The organism is Rhodococcus sp. Q (assembly GCF_005503035.1).
In the GTDB taxonomy this organism is placed as follows: Bacteria; Actinomycetota; Actinomycetes; order Mycobacteriales; family Mycobacteriaceae; genus Rhodococcus_G.
In genome coordinates this window covers 1-17348 of the sequence record NZ_SCOY01000045.1, presented here as the reverse complement: position 1 = coordinate 17348, position 17348 = coordinate 1, and the positions used below count along the sequence as shown (strand labels likewise).

18 protein-coding genes are annotated in these 17348 nt (G+C 69.8%); 3 read left to right on the top strand and 15 right to left on the bottom strand.

What is annotated here, in order from left to right; genetic code table 11:
* Nucleotides 1-15: 15 nt before the first annotated feature.
* Together groL and groES are read right to left on the bottom strand one after the other, a co-directional pair.
* Complete coding sequence (groL, locus tag FFS72_RS24530; RefSeq protein ID WP_137876401.1) at nucleotides 16-1632, bottom strand: chaperonin GroEL; 1617 nt, start codon at nucleotides 1630-1632, stop codon at nucleotides 16-18.
* A 107-nt stretch (nucleotides 1633-1739) separates the two neighbouring features.
* A complete protein-coding gene (groES, locus tag FFS72_RS24525) occupies nucleotides 1740-2042 on the bottom strand; it encodes a co-chaperone GroES (RefSeq protein ID WP_050063257.1) in 303 nt (100 codons plus the stop codon).
* A gap of 261 nt (nucleotides 2043-2303) precedes the next feature.
* Here groES and FFS72_RS24520 point away from each other — a divergent pair, with 261 nt between their 5' ends.
* Together FFS72_RS24520 and FFS72_RS24515 are read left to right on the top strand one after the other, a co-directional pair.
* On the top strand, nucleotides 2304-4049 hold the full coding sequence (locus tag FFS72_RS24520) for a TIGR03767 family metallophosphoesterase (RefSeq protein WP_137876400.1): 1746 nt from the start codon (nucleotides 2304-2306) through the stop codon (nucleotides 4047-4049).
* Between the two features lie 62 nt (nucleotides 4050-4111).
* Nucleotides 4112-4567: an RrF2 family transcriptional regulator gene (locus FFS72_RS24515; RefSeq protein ID WP_137876399.1), complete on the top strand. Its 456-nt coding sequence runs from the start codon at nucleotides 4112-4114 to the stop codon at nucleotides 4565-4567.
* On the opposite strand, the gene FFS72_RS24510 is transcribed toward FFS72_RS24515, so the two are convergent.
* From FFS72_RS24510 to FFS72_RS24460, 11 genes are all read right to left on the bottom strand, one after another.
* The gene (locus FFS72_RS24510) at nucleotides 4564-5139 is read right to left on the bottom strand and encodes a potassium channel family protein (protein WP_137876398.1); all 576 of its coding nucleotides are present in this window, start codon (nucleotides 5137-5139) and stop codon (nucleotides 4564-4566) included. The two genes, FFS72_RS24515 and FFS72_RS24510, sit on opposite strands and share 4 nt — an antisense overlap.
* Nucleotides 5129-6181, bottom strand: coding sequence for a tRNA (adenosine(37)-N6)-threonylcarbamoyltransferase complex transferase subunit TsaD (tsaD, locus tag FFS72_RS24505; protein ID WP_137876397.1), 1053 nt, complete (start codon nucleotides 6179-6181; stop codon nucleotides 5129-5131). Before tsaD ends, FFS72_RS24510 begins: the two co-directional genes overlap by 11 nt.
* The gene (gene rimI, locus FFS72_RS24500) at nucleotides 6178-6666 is read right to left on the bottom strand and encodes a ribosomal protein S18-alanine N-acetyltransferase (RefSeq protein ID WP_137876396.1); all 489 of its coding nucleotides are present in this window, start codon (nucleotides 6664-6666) and stop codon (nucleotides 6178-6180) included. Before rimI ends, tsaD begins: the two co-directional genes overlap by 4 nt.
* A complete protein-coding gene (gene tsaB / locus FFS72_RS24495; RefSeq protein ID WP_137876395.1) occupies nucleotides 6663-7307 on the bottom strand; it encodes a tRNA (adenosine(37)-N6)-threonylcarbamoyltransferase complex dimerization subunit type 1 TsaB in 645 nt (214 codons plus the stop codon). The genes rimI and tsaB overlap by 4 nt, the downstream gene beginning before the upstream one ends.
* Nucleotides 7308-7342: 35 nt before the next feature.
* Nucleotides 7343-7816, bottom strand: coding sequence for a tRNA (adenosine(37)-N6)-threonylcarbamoyltransferase complex ATPase subunit type 1 TsaE (tsaE, locus tag FFS72_RS24490; protein ID WP_050063469.1), 474 nt, complete (start codon nucleotides 7814-7816; stop codon nucleotides 7343-7345).
* 61 nt (nucleotides 7817-7877) lie between these two features.
* Nucleotides 7878-8954, bottom strand: coding sequence for an alpha/beta fold hydrolase (locus FFS72_RS24485; RefSeq protein ID WP_137876394.1), 1077 nt, complete (start codon nucleotides 8952-8954; stop codon nucleotides 7878-7880).
* Nucleotides 8951-10183: an alanine racemase gene (alr, locus tag FFS72_RS24480; RefSeq protein ID WP_137876393.1), complete on the bottom strand. Its 1233-nt coding sequence runs from the start codon at nucleotides 10181-10183 to the stop codon at nucleotides 8951-8953. Before alr ends, FFS72_RS24485 begins: the two co-directional genes overlap by 4 nt.
* A gap of 60 nt (nucleotides 10184-10243) precedes the next feature.
* Entirely contained in the window at nucleotides 10244-11683 is a 1440-nt protein-coding gene (locus FFS72_RS24475) for an NAD(P)H-hydrate dehydratase (RefSeq protein WP_137876392.1), read from the bottom strand.
* A gap of 79 nt (nucleotides 11684-11762) precedes the next feature.
* Entirely contained in the window at nucleotides 11763-13625 is a 1863-nt protein-coding gene (glmS, locus tag FFS72_RS24470) for a glutamine--fructose-6-phosphate transaminase (isomerizing) (RefSeq protein ID WP_137876391.1), read from the bottom strand.
* Between the two features lie 68 nt (nucleotides 13626-13693).
* The gene (locus tag FFS72_RS24465; RefSeq protein ID WP_212744390.1) at nucleotides 13694-14878 is read right to left on the bottom strand and encodes a hypothetical protein; all 1185 of its coding nucleotides are present in this window, start codon (nucleotides 14876-14878) and stop codon (nucleotides 13694-13696) included.
* A gap of 92 nt (nucleotides 14879-14970) precedes the next feature.
* Complete coding sequence (locus FFS72_RS24460) at nucleotides 14971-16068, bottom strand: alpha/beta fold hydrolase (protein WP_249353510.1); 1098 nt, start codon at nucleotides 16066-16068, stop codon at nucleotides 14971-14973.
* 108 nt (nucleotides 16069-16176) lie between these two features.
* On the opposite strand from FFS72_RS24460, the gene FFS72_RS24455 reads away from it, so the two are divergent.
* Nucleotides 16177-17007: a dienelactone hydrolase family protein gene (locus FFS72_RS24455; RefSeq protein WP_050063247.1), complete on the top strand. Its 831-nt coding sequence runs from the start codon at nucleotides 16177-16179 to the stop codon at nucleotides 17005-17007.
* Here the strand turns inward: FFS72_RS24455 and FFS72_RS24450 are convergent.
* Both FFS72_RS24450 and FFS72_RS26605 read right to left on the bottom strand, forming a co-directional pair.
* Entirely contained in the window at nucleotides 16980-17162 is a 183-nt protein-coding gene (locus FFS72_RS24450; RefSeq protein WP_137876389.1) for a hypothetical protein, read from the bottom strand. The two genes, FFS72_RS24455 and FFS72_RS24450, sit on opposite strands and share 28 nt — an antisense overlap.
* Nucleotides 17159-17348: hypothetical protein (locus tag FFS72_RS26605; protein WP_212744389.1), on the bottom strand; the 190-nt coding region annotated here is incomplete at its 5' end. The genes FFS72_RS26605 and FFS72_RS24450, both read right to left, overlap by 4 nt.

Below are 17348 nucleotides of genomic sequence, written 5' to 3'. Positions count from 1 at the left end.
TCGTCGTGGTGAAACCTAGTGGCTGTGGCCGTGGCCGTGGCCTGCGGCCTCGTCGACGACGGGCTTGTCGACGACAGCGGACTCGGTGGTGAGCACCATCCGCGCGACGGACGCCGCGTTCACCACTGCCGAGCGGGTCACCTTGACGGGGTCGACGACACCGTCGGCGAGCAGGTCGCCGTAGGTGAGGGTGGCGGCGTTGAAGCCGTGACCCTTGGGCAACTCTGCGACCTTGCTGACCACGACGGAACCGTCGAGACCCGCATTGGTCGCGATCCAGTAGAGCGGCGCCTGAACTGCGGTCCGCACGACCTCGACACCGGTCGCCTCGTCACCCGAGAGCGACGCGGCGAGCTCGGTGAGCGACTGCGCGGCCTGCACGATGGCGGAACCGCCGCCGGGCACGATGCCTTCCTCGACCGCGGCCTTGGCAGCGTTGACGGCGTCCTCGACCCGGAACTTGCGCTCCTTGAGATCCGTCTCCGTCGCGGCGCCGACCTTGATGACGGCGACGCCGCCGGCCAGCTTCGCGAGACGCTCTTCGAGCTTCTCCCGATCCCAGTCGGAGTCGGTGTTCTCGATCTCGCGCTTGAGCTGACCGACGCGAGCGTCGATGTCGGCCTCGGTGCCTGCACCGTCGACGATGGTCGTCTCGTCCTTGGTGACGACGACGCGGCGCGCGGAGCCGAGCAGCTCGAGGCCGGCGTCCTTGAGCGTGACGCCCATGTCTGCGGTGATGACGGTGCCCGCGGTGACCACGGCGAGATCCTCGAGGAACGCCTTGCGGCGGTCACCGAAGAACGGCGCCTTGACGGCGACGGCCTTGATGGTCTTGCGGATGGAGTTGACGACGAGCGTCGAGAGGGTCTCGCCTTCGATGTCCTCGGCGATGATCAGGACCGGCTTGCCGGACTCGGCGATCTTCTCGAGCAGCGGCAGGAACTCCGGCAGGGAGCTGATCTTCTCGCGGTACAGCACCACCAGCGCGTCCTCGAGCACGGCCTGCTGCGCATCGATGTCGGTGATGAAGTACGGGGAGAGGTAGCCCTTGTCGAACTGGACGCCCTCGGTGACCACGAGCTCGGTCGCGAGGGTCGAGGACTCCTCGACCGTGACGACGCCGTCGATGCCGACGCGGGTCATGGCCTCGCCGACGAGTTCGCCGATCTCGGCGTCGCGCGAGGAGACGGTGGCGACCTGCGCGATCGCCTCCTTGCCCTCGACCGGGGTGGCCGCGGCGAGCAGGGCCTCGGCGACCGCGTCGGCCGCCTTGGAGATGCCGACGCCGAGCGCGATCGGGTTGGCGCCTGCCGCGACGTTGCGCAGGCCGGTCTTGACGAGCGCCTGGGCGAGGACGGTCGCGGTGGTGGTGCCGTCGCCCGCGACGTCGTTGGTCTTGGTGGCGACGGACTTGACGAGCTGGGCGCCGAGGTTCTCGAAGGGATCCTCGAGCTCGATCTCGCGAGCGATGGAGACGCCGTCATTGGTAACGGTCGGACCGCCGAACGCCTTGGCCAGCACGACGTGCCTGCCGCGGGGGCCGAGGGTCACCTTGACCGCGTCCGCGAGCTGGTCGACGCCACGCTCGAGAGCGCGGCGAGCGGTCTCGTTGAATTCGATCTGCTTGGACATATGTGCTGTTACTCCTGGGAAGGTCGGCGAGCCGTACCTGCTGAAGGTGCTCCTGAACGCGATCCGCCCCGGGTCCGTGGACGGAACACCGGGGCGGATGCATGTGGCTACTTGGAGACGACAGCCAGCACGTCGCGAGCCGACAGGATCAGGTATTCCTGGCCGGAGTACTTGATCTCGGTTCCGCCGTACTTGCTGTAGATGACGGTGTCGCCCTCCTGGACGTCCAGCGGGATGCGCTTCTCGCCATCTTCGTCCCAGCGGCCGGGGCCGACTGCGACAACGGTGCCCTCCTGCGGCTTTTCCTTCGCCGTGTCCGGGATGACCAGGCCAGAGGCCGTCGTCGTTTCGGCCTCGTTGGCCTGGACGAGGATCTTGTCCTCGAGCGGCTTGATGTTCACGCTCGCCACGATGAGCCTCCACTTTCGGGGGATTCAGGCGCCCCGGGGCTGTTCCCCTGGGCGTGTCGTCTTTTCACGCATGTGGCCCTGTCCCCCGATCGCGTCGTCGCGGGTGCCGTGACCGGGTCAGCGCCAACTAGCACTCTATACATGCGAGTGCCAGCACTCAAGGGAGGAGTGTGCGGGATGGCGCACGTCCGTCGCTGACACGCATCCGCTGTCCGCGGGTCGTCCTCGCGCACAGTCCGGCGTTCACCTACTGTTACCCGGATGGTCAACCTGGACAGGCGTGGTTTCCTCGGTCTCGCCGGCATCGGTGCCGCCGGCGCACTGGGCGTCGGAGCATTCGGTGCCGGAGCTCTCGGACGCTCCCCGTGGGGGACGTGGCACGCGGGCGCCGCAGAGCTGCCCGCATCGTTCGCGGGTACCACCCTCGAGACCGTCGCGACGCCGGTCGGGTCGAGCGGATACCGCAAGCTGACCGCCGGACCGGGATGGCCGACGATCGTCCGCGGGGAACTCGCGGAACCGAAGTCGGGGCGCGACGAGCGCCGGAAGGCACTGGCATCGCTGGTTCAGCTCACCGATGTGCACCTGATCGACGCGCAGTGCCCACTGCGGTTCGAGTACATCGCACCGTTCAACGGCTCGGCGTTCCGCCCGCACGAGACACTGACCACGCAGGGTCTGGTGTCGTTGGTGCAGCGCGTCAACGCGGTCGCGGCGGGTCCGCACACCGGTCGCGCGTTCGATGCGGTGGTGTCCACGGGCGACAACACCGACAACCACGAGCACGCCGAACTCGGCTGGTTCCTCACCGCGCTGAACGGCGGCACCTTCATCCCGAACACGGGGGCCGCGGACCGCTACGAGGGCGTGCAGAACTCGGGTTCGGACCTCTACTGGAATCCCGAATCACCGATCCCGGACGTGTACAAGCAGGCCGGCTTCCCCGAGATTCCGGGATTGCTCGGCGCCGCGCTGACCCCGGTGACGAGCCCGGGCCTCGACACGCCCTGGTTCAGCGTCTTCGGCAATCACGACGACTCGGTGTCGGGCACGCTCCCCAGCGGGATCGGGCCACTGGACGCCATGTACACCGGCAACCTCAAGATCGAGGTGCCCGGTTCGCCCGAGGAGGCGATGTCCGTCGCGATGGCCACGAAGTCGGGGCCGGGCGCCGTCCTGAACGCGCTCGCCGCGATCACCTCTCCTCCGCGCCACGTCACCCCGGACCCGTCCCGGGCGCCGTTCACGCCGCGTGAGTACATCGCCGCGCACCTCGATCCCGCACAGACCGGCCCCGGTCCCGTCGGGCACGGATTCGCGCCGGACGCCGCCGAGACCGGAATCGGCTACTACTCCTTCGAGATCGCGCCCGGCGTCGTGGGGATCGGCATGGACTCGACGAACCCGGCGGGATTCGTCGACGGCTCGCTCGGCGAGGCCCAGTTCCGATGGATCGAACGGACCCTGATCGAGGGCAGCAGCCGATACTTCGGCGCCGACGGACGCGCGGTCGAGCAGAGCCGCGAGGACGTGCTGTTCCTGCTCTTCAGCCACCACACCAGCACCTCGATGGACAATCTGATCCCTGATCCCGCCCATCCGCTCGAGGCGCGGCACAGCGGCGGCGAACTGGTGGCGCTGCTGCAGCGATTCCCGAACGTCCTCGCGTGGGTCAACGGACATACCCACGACAACCGGATCACGCCGCATCCGGGCCCGACACCCGCGCAGGGGTTCTGGGAGATCAACACCGCCTCGCACGTCGACTTCCCCCAGCACGCGCGGATCGTGGAGGTCGTCGACAACGCGGACGGAACGCTGTCGCTGCTGACCACGTTGATCGAGGCGGACAGCCCCTACGAGGCGAAGCACGGCGACTTCTCACCGGCGGGTCTGGCGTCGTTGTATCGCGAATTGTCGTTCAACGACATCCATGCCGATCCGGCGCGGCTGGGTGGCACGGTCGACCACAACACCGAGTTGCTCCTGCCGTCCCCCCGGGCGTGACCAGCGCAGATCACACTCGGCGAATGTTGCACGCAGAATGCAAGTAATATAGCGTTCTCAGCGTGCAGCTCACCAAGTTCACAGATCTCGGGCTGCGCGTGATGATGCGGCTTGCCGTGGCTCCCGGGGGCGGTGGCCTGACGACCGGTCAGGTGGCGGACGAGATGTCGATTCCGTACACGCACACCACCAAAGTGGTGCTCCGACTGAAGGAACTCGGCATGGTCGAAGCCCGCCGTGGCCGGGGCGGCGGGCTGAACATCACCGAAAAGGCCAGGACCACCTCCGTCGGCTGGCTCACGCGGCAACTCGAGGGCAACGACGAAGTCGTCACGTGCGAAGGCACCACGCCGTGCCCGCTCCGTCACGGCTGCCGCCTGCGAGGCGCACTGCGCCGGGCACAGGACGCGTTCTACGCCGCCCTGGACCACATCACCGTCGACGACCTGGTTCGCGAACCCGACACCCGCGTCCTGCTGAACCTGTCGACCCCGCCTCCGCGCCAGGACCTGGCCTAAGTCGCGCTGTCGTCGGTGCCGCGGCGCATCCGGCCTGCCCGCACCGCTTCGCTGATCACCTTGACGCCGATCCCCAGCAACACCAGGTTGCCCACGATCTGCGCCGTGACCACGGCGCGCGCCGCCGCCGTGTCGGCGACGATGTCGCCGAAGCCGACGGTGGAGAAACAGACGAGCGCGAAGTACAGCGCGTCGAGACGCGACAACTGTTCGTTGAAGCTGTCCGCCACCGCCAGCGACATCAGGTGATAGGTGGTGGCGAACACCAGCAGATAGGTCGGGACCGTCACGGCGAGAGCCTCGACCGACTGCACGGCCGGATACTTCGCGTTGACGATCCGACGGACCTGCCAGACGAACACCACGGACACCACGACCGCGCACACCACCAACGCGCCGATCGCCCCGATCGAGACGATGTCGTTCATCGGCACCACGAAATACACGACGAGCAGCAGCAACGCGGACAACACGGGCCGTAGGATTGCCCGCCGAATCAGCTCACGCTGCTCGGTTCTCGGCAGCGAGGCGAAGGTTCGCCTCGGTCGTTCGGCAGCGTCCTCAGTGGCCATCGCCGCGCACCGACGACTGGCTGACCGTGACGGACAGTCCTGGATCGGTGGCGACGGACAGCGGCGACGGAGTCGCGCCTCCGGCGATGACGTGGGCACCCAGTGCGGCGATCATTACGCCATTGTCGGTGCAGAGACGCGGTTTCGGGATGCGAAGCGTCAGACCGGCCGCGTCACACCGCTCCTGCGCGAGCGACCGGATGCGGGAGTTCGCGGTCGCACCGCCACCGAGGACGAGGGTGTCGACGCCGACATCGGTGGCCGCCCGCACCGCCTTCATGGTCAACACGTCGGCGACGGCTTCCTGGAACGACGCCGCGACATCGGGAATGGACACCGGCTCACCGGCCCGTTCCTTGGACTCGACGTACCGCGCGACGGCCGTCTTCAGTCCGGAGAACGAGAAGTCGTGCCTGGCGTCGCGGGGCCCGGTCATTCCGCGGGGGAACGCGATGGCCTTCGGGTCGCCGTCGCGCGCGGCGGCGTCGAGCGCGGGCCCGCCGGGGAACCCGAGCCCGAGCAGGCGGGCGACCTTGTCGAACGCCTCCCCCGCCGCGTCGTCGACGGTGGTGCCGAGTTCCTCGATCGGCTGTCCGAGGTCGCGCACGTGCAGCAGATGCGTGTGCCCGCCGGAGACCAGGAGCGCCACGCACGGCGGCATCGGTCCGTGTTCGAGGGTGTCGACGGCGACGTGCCCGCCGAGGTGGTTGAGCGCGTAGAACGGCACGTCCCACGCCGCGGCGTAGGCCTTCGCGGCAGCGGCACCGACGAGCAACGCACCGGCCAGTCCGGGGCCGATGGTGACGGCGAGCGCGTCCGGCTTGGCGATTCCCGCCTGCGCGAGTGCGCGGCGCATCGTCGGCACGATCGCCTCCAGATGTGCGCGCGACGCGACTTCGGGGACCACGCCGCCGTAGCGGGCGTGCTCGTCGACGCTCGACGCGACCTCGTCGGCGAGCAACTCACAGGTGCCGTCGGCGTTCCACCGGACGATGCCGACTCCCGTTTCGTCGCAGGAGCTTTCGATTCCCATCACGATCACGACTGCTGCTCCTCGGGCACGGCGGACGGGTGCGGACGGCGCATCGTGTACGCGTCCGCCCCACTGGGTTGGTAGTAGTTGCGGCGGGTTCCCACGACCTCGAAGCCCTCCCGTTCGTACAGCGCGAGCGCGGCATCGTTGTCGGTGCGGACCTCCAGGAACACCGGACCGCCGTGACGGTCGGCGAGGCGCAGCAACTCGGCGAGCAACAGCGACCCCAGTCCGCGTCGGCGATGCTCGGGGTCGACGCCGATGGTGTGCACTTCCGACTCCGGCGCGAACGTGTTGCCCAGCAACGCGATCCCGGCGTAGCCGATGACGACGTCGCTCTGGTCGCGGATGACGACGTACCGGTTGTGGGAGTGGTCCAGTTCGGAGCGGAACGCGTCCGCGCTCCACGGGCCGTCGCCCGCGAACAGCAGCGACTCGAGTTCGGCGCAGCGCTCCGCGTCGGCGGGACGCATCGGACCGAGGGTGTCGCTCATTTCTTTCGGTCCGCGATCGCGACTGCGTCGGGACGCCGAAGGTACAGCGGCACAAGAGGTTCCGGATCGGCACCGGCGAGAATGTCCGATGCGGCCACCGCCACCAACCCGGCGGGCGACGGCGACGGCTCGCCGACCGCGGGAAGATCGAAGAGTGCGGCGTGCGCTTCCGAACCCGCCACGACAGCCGACGGCTGCGGTTCGAGGTCCGCGGGCTTGTCGACACCGGGGCCGGTCACCCGGACTCCACCCGAGTACCGGGCCCAGTACACCTCGCGGCGCCGGGCGTCGGTGACCACCAGGAGATCTCGGTCGTCGGCGGCGTCCACGGCGATCGCGTCGAGGCTGCACACCCCGTACACGGGGCGGCCGAGTGCATCGCCGAATGCCGCCGCGGTCGCCATCCCGACACGCAGGCCCGTGTACGGCCCGGGCCCGATCCCGACGACGACGGCATCGAGGTCGGCGGGCTCGACGCCCGCCTCACCGAGGCATTCCATGATGTGCGGGGTCAGGACCTCCGCGTGGGCACGAGCATTGACGGTGACCCGCGACGCCAGTGTGCGGGGGACACCGCCGTCCAGGCGGACCACCCCCGCGGTGACGGCAGGGGTGGCGGTATCGACGGCGAGTACGAGCACGGTTTACCAGAATACCCGCACGTCAGTGTGGGTATTCACGAGACCCGGCCCCATTGCGCCGTCCGGACGTCGGACTCGGGTTCGCGGCGCAGCCGAACCAGCAGGTGCCGGTCGGTGAGGTGCTCGACGATCCCCTCGCCCCACTCGACGACGACGACCGCGTCGGCGAGGTCGGTGTCGAGGTCGAGCGCATCCAGTTCGTCGAAGGTCGCGGCGCGGTCGGCACCGAGGCCGAGGCGGTACGCGTCGACGTGCACCATCGCCACCGGCGCTCCCCCGCCGGGTCGCTCCCCCGCCCGGTGTTCGCGCGCGATGATGAAGGTCGGTGAACTGACCCGGCCCTGCACCCCGAGTCCCGCGGCGATCCCCCTGGCCAGTGCGGTCTTGCCGGCACCGAGAGGACCGTCCAGGACGACCAGGTCACCCGCGACCAGGTCGACGGCCAGTCGACGGCCGAACGCCTCGGTGTCCTCGACGGTCGGCAGATGGATCACCGCGTGCTCACGCACGGCGTCGTCCTCGTGCGCACGCGCGGCGTCGCCCTCGTGCGCACGCACGGCGTCGTCCCGGTCAGCCACCGATCCCCACTTCCCACTCGTTGTCGCCGGCCTCGATCGCACGCGTGACCAGTCGGTCGATCGCGTCGGTACATCGGATCGGAAACTCCAACTGCACCAGATGACCAGCCGAAACCACCCGCACCAGTTCGCTGTTCGTCAACGCACCGGCCAGCGCCTCCGACTGGGCGAACGGGATGACCATGTCGGCATCGCCGCACAGGACGAGGGCGGGCAGGTCCGCGATCACGGGCAGCGCCGCCGACTCGTCGTGCAGTTCCAGGGACTTGAGGAAGTTGACGATGGTCGTCACCGACGTCTCGTTGAGCATCCGGTCCGAGAACCCGTGCAGCGACGGACTGACCACGGTGCCGAACGACGCGGCGCGCATGATCGGCGCGATGATCGCGCGGGCCGCACCCCTGCCGAACTGCACCAACCCGGGTGCGGTGCGAACGGCCAGCCGGAACGCGTCGATCACCGGGTTGTCCAGGTTGCGGCTCAGGCCCGTCTTGTTCAGGCCCGCCGCCGCCGTCGCGAGCAGTCCGACGCCGATCACTCGGGTGCCGAACAGTTCCGGTACCTGTCGCGCCATCGACAGGACGGTCATGCCGCCCATCGAGTGCCCGACGAGAACCACCGGGCCCGTCGGAGCCACGGCCCGCAGCACCGCGTGCAGGTCACGCCCCAACTGTCCGATCGTGCACGACTCGGCACTCGGGGTACCGGAGCGTCCGTGTCCGCGCTGGTCGTAGAACACCATCCGCACCGAGTCGCCCCACCGGCGCTGCAGGTGCTTCCGCTGGAAGTGCCAGGAATCCATCCGGAGGCAGTACCCGTGGACGAACACCACTGTCAGGGGCGCGGTCGCCGGCCCGACCTCACGGATCGCGAGCGTGACGCCGTCATCGGCGACGACGAGGCTGCCGCGGTCGCTGTCGAGCAGGCCGAAGTCCTCGTCGGCGTGCCGGTCACGGCGCCGCCGCGACGGTTCGGGTTTGGTACGAACGGCTCGCACTCCGGCGAATGCACCCACCGCGGTGGCCACACCCGCACCGCCGAGGACGCCTCTTCGACCACGCGGCGTCACCGGACGCCCTCGCCGCCACCGACGTAGGTGCGCACGACCCGACCGCGCACGCCGGTGACCACCTCGTAGTGGATGGTGTCCAGCATGTCGGCCCACTCCTGCGCAACGGGCCCACCGTCGTCGCCGGGACCGAACAGGATCGCGGTGTCGCCCTCCGCGACCGAACCGGGATCGGCACCCAGATCGACCACGACCTGGTCCATGCACACGCGGCCGATCTGCGGGAACCGGCGAGAGCCGATCTGGACTTCGAATCGTCCGCTGAGCGACCTCGGCACCCCGTCCGCGTAGCCGACCGGCAGCAGCGCGACGGTGGTGTCGCGAGGCGCGATCCAGGTGTGCCCGTACGACACACCGGCCCCGGCCTCGACCTTCTTGACCAGGGCGATACGGGTTCGCATGGTCATCGCGGGACGCAGGCCGAATCCGCCGAGCTCGGGCACCGGCGACAGCCCGTACAGCGCGATACCGGGCCGGACCATGTCGAACCGCAGGTCCGGTCGGGTCAGCGTCGCGGCGGAATTGGACAGGTGAACCCGGTCGGCGTGCAGGCCGAGCCGCGCCGCACGCGCCACCGCATCGCGGAGTACGTCCGCCTGCCGGTCGATGACGGGGTGGTGGGGTTGGTCTGCGTGGGCGAGGTGGGAGAACACTCCACCGAACCTGACCGATCCCTCGGCCTGCGCACGGGCGAGCCCGGCCAGGACGTCGTCGAGTTCGACGGCGGAGACGCCGTTGCGGTTCAGCCCGGTGTCCACCTTCATCGACACGACCGCCGTCGACCCGGTCGCGTGCGCGGCCGCGATCACCGAATCCAGGTGTCGCGGCGACGACACGGCGATCTCGATGTCCGCGGCGACCGCGGCACGGAAGTCTGTGTCGGGGGTGTGCAGCCAGGACACCACCGGCGCGGTGATCCCGGCCGCACGCAGCGCGACGGCCTCGTCGACGGTGGTGACACCCAACTCCGCGGCACCGGCTGCCAGCGCCGCACGCCCGACCGCAACCGCCCCGTGGTTGTAGGCGTCGGCCTTGACGACCGCCATCACGCCCGCGTCGCCCGCGTGTTCACACAGCAGGCCGACGTTGTGGGCGATGGCGTCGAGGTCGATCAGGGCTTCCGCTTGCGGTGCAGGTTTGGGTGATCCCACCTGCGGCGCGGGTGCCGACGAGAAGGCACCCGCAGTGGGGGCGGGTGCCGTTCGGTCACTGTTCACGGCGATGATCATGATGCTTCGATACTGCCACCGGGGGCTGTTTCGCCCCAATGGCGTGGCTCACCGAGCTGATCACATTCCGAGAACCTTCTGCGCGCGAAGGACTCGGATCGAGGACCTGACCTGCGACAACAAGGTTCCGGCCGAGATCGGTGCGGCCACCTCGGAGCCGTCGCCCGCCGCGAGGGCCGCTGCCAGCGAATGCGCTCGGGCCCCCATGGCCGCAGCAGTCGCGGGGCTCGGTCCCGTGGAGAGCAGCGCCCCGATCACGCCGGCAAGGACGTCACCCGATCCGGCTGTCGCCGCGGCCGACCCGCCTGCGTCGTTGACGAGAACCCTTCCTTCGGGGTCTGCGATCACGGTGGCGCGCCCCTTGAGCAAGACCGTCACGCCCCACTCGGCGGCGAGGTCGCGGGTGCGTCCGACACGATCGTCGGCGGGGTCGACGCCGGTCAGACGCTCGAACTCGCCCGCGTGCGGGGTGAGCAGGGTCGGCGCTGTGCGCTCACGCACGAGTGCGGGGTCGGCGGCGAGGACGGTGAGGCCGTCGGCGTCCACCAGGACGGGAAGATCCGTCGCGAGTACGTCGCGCACCACCTCCTGCGCGCTCGCCCCCGTCCCGATGCCAGGGCCGACCACCCATGCCTGGACGCGGCCCGCCTCCGCGAATCCGTCGGCGGCGACAACCTCCGGCCACTGCGAGAGCACCTGCGGTGCAACCGATCCCGCATAGCGCACCATGCCCGACGTCGCGGCGACCGCACCCCCGCAACACAGGACCGCGGCACCCGGATAGCCGGCGCTGCCCGCCGCGACGCCGACGACTCCCTGGCTGTACTTGTCGTCGACGGCGCCGGGAATCGGCCACCGCTCCCCCACCTCGTTCGGGGTGAGCGCGGCAATCGTCGTGGCCGGAAGGTCCAGACCGATGTCGACCAGTTCGATTCGTCCACAACGACTTCCGGCCAACGCATGAACCGGCTTGAGTGCACCGAACGCCACGGTCACCGCCGCGGTGACCGCGGGCCCCGACACGGCTCCGGTGTCCGGGTCGACGCCGCTGGGCAGGTCGACGGCGACGATCGGCGCGGTGACCGACGCGACGAGTGCGGCGGCGGCGGGACGAAGCGGCCCCCGCCCGGAGATCCCGACGATGCCGTCGAGCACGAGGTCCGGGTTCCCCACGTCGGCGACGACCCGGCCACCTGCCGATCGGAACGCCGAGAGCCCGGCAGCATGGGCCCTCGACGGGTCGAGCAGGACCGCGGTCACCGCGACCCCGCGTCGTCGCAGGATCGCGCCTGCCCACAGCGCGTCACCGCCGTTGTCACCGGACCCGACGAGCAGCGTCACCGTCCGGCCCGCGACACCGCTGGTACGCGCACGAAGTTCGGCTGTCACGACCCGGGCGAGTCCGTGCGCCGCCCGCCGCATCAGCGTCCCCTCGGGCAGGGAGGCAAGCAGCGGAGCCTCGGCCGCACGAACCTGCTCGACAGTGTGGAACTCGCGCACGGACGTCCTCCCGATCGGTGTGTGGGTGATTGTCACCCCGATCGGGGTGACAATCACTCACAGGCGGCGGAGCCGCACGTCACTCGACGGTGACGGACTTCGCCAGGTTGCGCGGCTTGTCGACGTCGTAGCCGCGGGCGCGGGCGATCTCCGCCGCGAACACCTGCAGCGGCACCGTCGACAGCAACGGCTGCAGCAGCGTCGGAGCCGCGGGGATCTCGATCAGGTGATCCGCGTGCGGACGCACCATCTCGTCGCCCTCCTCCGCGATCACGATCGTCCGGGCACCACGCGCCTTGATCTCCTGGATGTTCGAGACCAGCTTCGAGTGCAGGACCGCACGGCCCTTCGGCGACGGCATCACGACGATGACCGGCAGGCCCTCCTCGATCAACGCGATCGGACCGTGCTTGAGCTCACCGGCCGCGAAGCCCTCCGCGTGCATGTACGCCAGCTCCTTGAGCTTGAGCGCACCCTCGAGCGCGACCGGGTAGCCGACGTGCCTGCCGAGGAACAGGACGGTCGACGCGTCCGCGAACTCCCGGGCCAGCGCACGCACCGGTTCGACGGTCTCCAGCACCCGCGTGACGAGGGCGGGCATCGCCTCGAGCTCGGCGTACTCGCGGGCCACCTCGTCGGGGTACTTGGTGCCGCGCGCCTGCGCGAGGGCCAGCCCGACGAGGTAGTTCGCGGTCACCTGGGCGAGGAACGCCTTCGTCGACGCGACGGCGATCTCCGGACCGGCCCGCGTGTAGAGGACGGCGTCCGCCTCGCGCGGAATCTGGGCGCCGTTGGTGTTGCAGATCGCGAGCACGCGGGCCTTCTGGTCCTTCGCGTGCTTGACGGCTTCGAGGGTGTCGGCCGTCTCGCCCGACTGGGAGATCGCGACGACCAGCGTCGAGCGGTCGAGGACGGGATCGCGGTACCGGAACTCGCTGGCCAGTTCGACCTCGACGGGCAGCCGCGTCCAGTGCTCGATCGCGTACTTCGCGAGGAGGCCGGAGTGGTAGGCGCTGCCACAGGCGACGACGAACACCTTGTCGACGTCGCGCAGCTCCTGGTCGGACAGTCGCTGTTCGTCCAGGACGATCCGGCCGTTCTCGAAGTGCCCCAGCAGCGTGTCGGCGACCGCGGCGGGCTGCTCCTCGATCTCCTTCAGCATGAAGTAGTCGTGGCCGCCCTTCTCTGCGGCCTCGAGATCCCAGTCGATGCGGAAGGGGCGCCCCTGCGACTCGTTGCCCGCGAAGTCGGTGATCCGGTAGTCGTCTGCCGTGATGACGACGACCTGGTCCTGACCGAGTTCGATGGCGTCGCGCGTGTGCTCGATGAACGCCGCGACATCGGAGCCGACGAACATCTCGCCCTTGCCGACCCCGACGACGAGCGGAGTCGACCTACGGGCGGCGACGATCGTGTCGGGGTGGTCGGCGTGCGTGAACACCAACGTGAACGCGCCTTCGAGGCGGCGCAGCACCTTGTGGGTGCTCGCGACGAAGTCTCCGGCGGTGTCGCCCTGGGCGTAGGCCTGGGCGACCAGGTGGACGGCGACCTCGCTGTCGGTGTCGCTGAGCAGCTCGACCCCGGCCGACTCGAGTTCGTGTCGCAGCGGGGTGAAGTTCTCGATGATGCCGTTGTGCACCACCGCCAGCTTGCCGCTGGCGTCGCGGTGCGGGTGCGCGTTCCGGTCCGTCGGACGCCCGTGCGTCGCCCAACGGGTGTGTCCGATGCCCGCGTTGCCTGTGAACCTGTCGGGACCGGACTCGTCGAGTTCGGCGGTCAGGTTGTCCAGCTTGCCCGCCTTGCGTTCGACTGCGAGCCCACCGACTCCGTCCAGGACCGCGATCCCGGCCGAGTCGTATCCGCGGTACTCCATCCGCCGCAGCGCTTTCACGACAACGTCGAGTGCCTGGCGGTGGCCGACGTATCCCACGATTCCGCACATGGTGGTCAAGCGTACTGGGAGGAACCGCCCGTGACCGCGTCGAGGTGGGAGGGCTGTGCCACAGGCGGTCAGCGTGGTCCTGCGGACCCCTTGGCGAACCGCGCGGTGCAGACCCCGCCCTTGAGCGTGACCGCGATTTGCAGGATGTTCGCTCCGCCGTCGACCGGCAGCAGCGGCGAGCTGTAGTTCGCGCAGGTGTTCGACTGCGGATCGGTGACGGGAACCGGGGCCGCGATCTCGAACCACGGACCCGACCCGAGGGTGTCGTTGACGAGGAGGACCTTCCCGCTGCGCGGATCGCGTTTACCGTCGCGATCGACCAGTGCCTGTCCACCGAGGACGAGACGGGTGCCGAGGGCGCCACCTGCCAGCGCGGTCAGGTACGGCGAGTGCTTGAGCTTGCTACCGTCGCCCGCCATGACCTGGATGCCCTGGTCGAGGACACCGTTGCCCCACCACAGACCGGTGTCGGAGAACCTCAGGTAGGGCGTGCAGCGATCACGGCCGACCTCGCACATCTCGTGCGTGGACGCCAGGCGCCCGTCGGGCAGGCGCGCGATCGTCGCCATTCCGGGTCGCAGGCTGTGCTCGCCGTTCGCCTGGACGACGTGCCTGCCCCACCAGTTCACACCGTCGATCGTGGCGACCCGGCTGATCACCTGCGAGTGGGCGGCTTCGGTCTCGTCGGCGTAGTACAGCCACAGCAGGCCTGCATCGACGGTGAACTCGGGTTCCCACACTCCGCCGCCGCCGGCCGAGCGGGCCGCGACACCGAGCGGCGCCCAGGTGCGGCCACCGTCGCCGCTGGACCAGACCTTGATGCCCACCTTCGCGGCAGGACCGGGCAGGTAGCCCACGGTTCCGGCCCACAGCAACGTCCCCGCCGGAAGGGTACCGACCTGCTGCGGCATCTCGAAGAGGGTCGAGCAGCACTGCCCCTGCACGGCCTCCGGGTCGCGGACCGCGCCGATCGGGTGGAAGCTCGCACCTTCGTCCGTGCTCTCCATGATCTGGGTGAAGTCGCCCTGCGCGTCGCGTGTCGTCAGGGAGGCGACGATGGCGCCGCTGTCGAGACGAGCGAGGCGCGGGTACTGCCCGACCCCGAGCACCGCGGGTTCCGATGGCGCCGGCTGAGCCTTCGCGGGAACCGCGGGTGCGGCGATCGCGGGCGCCGAGAGGGTGGGCGACGCGACGGCCGCACACCCGAGCGCAAGAACCAGAGCAAGACCACGAAGCACTCGCCGCATGTCCACCGTCTTTCACGTCCACGGCCACCGAAAAGTCGAACAGCCGCGTAATTCAAACAAAAGCGCGGATGCCACGGTGCCGTAACAGCGAATTCACCTCAACGCGAGTGTGTTTCGGACCCCGCCTCGCAGTCGGCGAGAAAGCCCACGTAGGCGGGCCACATCGTGTCGCGGGCACTGCGCCCGGTGAGGACCCCGAGATGGCCGCCGGGGTACGCGCCGTACCGAACCTCCGGCGCACCGCCGACGAGGTCCACGAGGTGCCGTACCGCGGATTCGGGCGCGAGTCCGTCGCCCGTGCCGGCGACCACCATCACCGGTACGTCGATCGCGGTGAGGTCGACCGCTCGTCCCGCGATCTGCATACTCCCGGTCGCGAACTCGTTCGACCTCATGATGACGTGGTACAGCTGCCCGAAGGTACGGCCCGGATACGCGTACATGCTGTTCATGAATCGGTCGACCGCCTCGATCTGTTCGAGATGGTCGCGGTCGTCGAGGTTCGTCAGCACCGCCCACGGGCGGGTGAGGTACTTGTCCACGCTGGCGATCTTGAAGCCCAGACTGGTGACCGGCGCGGGAACGATCCCGAGGAGCCGATAGAACGGGGCGACCGTATACGGCCCGAACACCCGGTCCAGGGGACGCAACGTCGCGAACAGCGGCACACGACGCAGGTCGAACGGGCTCGCGATCGGCGTCACCGATCTCAGCGGCAGATCAGGGTGCGCCGCCGCGGTGAACACCGCGAAGATGCCTCCGAGGGACCAGCCGGCCAGGTGCACGTCGACCCCACCCGCGTCGGCACTGACCACCCGGACGGCGTCCGGGATCACGTCGTCCACCCAGTGCTCGATGCCACGGGACCGGTCCGCGAAGTTCACCGGCCCGTAGTCGACGACGTACACGTCGTGTCCCGCCTCCTTCAGGAATGCGACGAAACTGCATCCCCTGCGCAGGTCGAACGCGATCGACGTGGCTGCCAGGGGCGTCACCAACAGGATCGGCGCACCGGTGGTCACGCCGTTCGACGGCCGGAACCTCCGGATCGTCCGGTCTGCGGTCGAGTGGACCACTTCGGATTCGGTGGGACGAAGGTCCGCGAGCCCGTCCGAGCCGATTCGGGCACGCACGTTCGCCGCCGCCCGCGCCACGTGCCGGGGCACCGGAACCGTCAGTCCACCCACCGTGGTCACTCCTCCCTGTACTGCCGTCCAAACCATAGGACACGGGAACCCGGCCGCCACCGGCGCAGGCGCGTGGGGCCTCGCACCGTCGGTCGTGCATCGGATACGGTTTTGTTCGTGGCGCCGACTCCGAAAAACCTGGTCAACAGTTTGTCCAAGCGCGGACCGCATCCGGTTTTGCGCGGCGACCTGGCGCTGGCAGGACTGCCCGGGTCGGTCTACACCCCCGCCGAGGGATTCTCGTTGCCCGCGGTGGTGTTCGGGCACGGGTGGATGACCCGCGCCGACCGTTATCGCGACACCCTGATCCACCTGGCGTCGTGGGGCATCGTCGCCGCCGCCCCGGACACCCAGCGTTCCCCTGTCGCATCACATCTCGCGCTCGCCGCGGACCTGCGCACCGCCGCCGACATCGTGACCGGGGTCCGTCTCGGGCCGGGAATGATCAGCGTCGCCGCCGACCGGGTCGCGTTCGCGGGGCACGGCATGGGCGGCGGCGCCGCGATCATCGCCGCCGCCGACCACGGCGCACCCGCGGTCGCCGCGGTCTTCCCCGCCCCCACCGCACCGCCGGCAGAAGAGTTCGCGGCGCGCCAGAACGGCCCCGCACTCGTCCTCGCCCCCGCCGAGGACCTCGACTCGATGAACTGCAACGCGCGCTCGCTCGCCGCGGCGTGGGGTGGACAGGCGATCCTGCGCAGCGTCGACAAGGCCTCGACCAGCGGCCTGCTCGAGGGTCGCGCGCTGCTCGGCGCGGTCGGGCTCGGACGGTCGGAGCGCGGAACCCAGCGCGTGACGCGGGCACTTCTCACCGGGTACCTGCTCTACCACCTGACCGGCGACACCCAGTACGCCCTGTTCGCGACGCCCGACGCCGCGATCCCGCACACGACGCTGGTTCCCGAAGAGCACGACGAGGATCAGACGAGCCAGCTGCTCCGGGGATAGTCCGCACCGGGGTCGGGCGGCGCCTCCTCCGGGGCGCCGGTCTCGCCCGACTCGGCGGCGACGCAGGCGAGGGCCGCCCTGTCTGCTTCCTCGACCGCCGCTTCCGCACGCCGAACGGCGGACGCCAGCACCGAGCGCAACTCCTCGATGGTCACAGCGGACCGGCTCCGGCCAGTTCGGCGCCGGAATCGGTACCTGTTGCTGCGGTTGTGCCCGCACCGTCGTTCGCGACCGCCCCGGGAGCCCCGCGCCGGTCCCGCTGCGGGGACGATCCGGGTCCCGGACCGAGCGCGGCCGATCCTCCGCGGAGCACGTCGGCGACGGCCGGGGCGGGCGGGTCG

Coding starts and splice junctions, on each gene's coding strand:
- FFS72_RS24510 (WP_137876398.1), bottom strand. CDS start 5,139: ATGGCCACTGAGGACGCTGCCGAACGACCGAGGCGAACCTTCGCCTCG.
- rimI (WP_137876396.1), bottom strand. CDS start 6,666: ATGAGCGACACCCTCGGTCCGATGCGTCCCGCCGACGCGGAGCGCTGC.
- FFS72_RS24520 (WP_137876400.1), top strand. CDS start 2,304: ATGGTCAACCTGGACAGGCGTGGTTTCCTCGGTCTCGCCGGCATCGGT.
- alr (WP_137876393.1), bottom strand. CDS start 10,183: ATGATCATCGCCGTGAACAGTGACCGAACGGCACCCGCCCCCACTGCG.
- glmS (WP_137876391.1), bottom strand. CDS start 13,625: ATGTGCGGAATCGTGGGATACGTCGGCCACCGCCAGGCACTCGACGTT.
- groL (WP_137876401.1), bottom strand. CDS start 1,632: ATGTCCAAGCAGATCGAATTCAACGAGACCGCTCGCCGCGCTCTCGAG.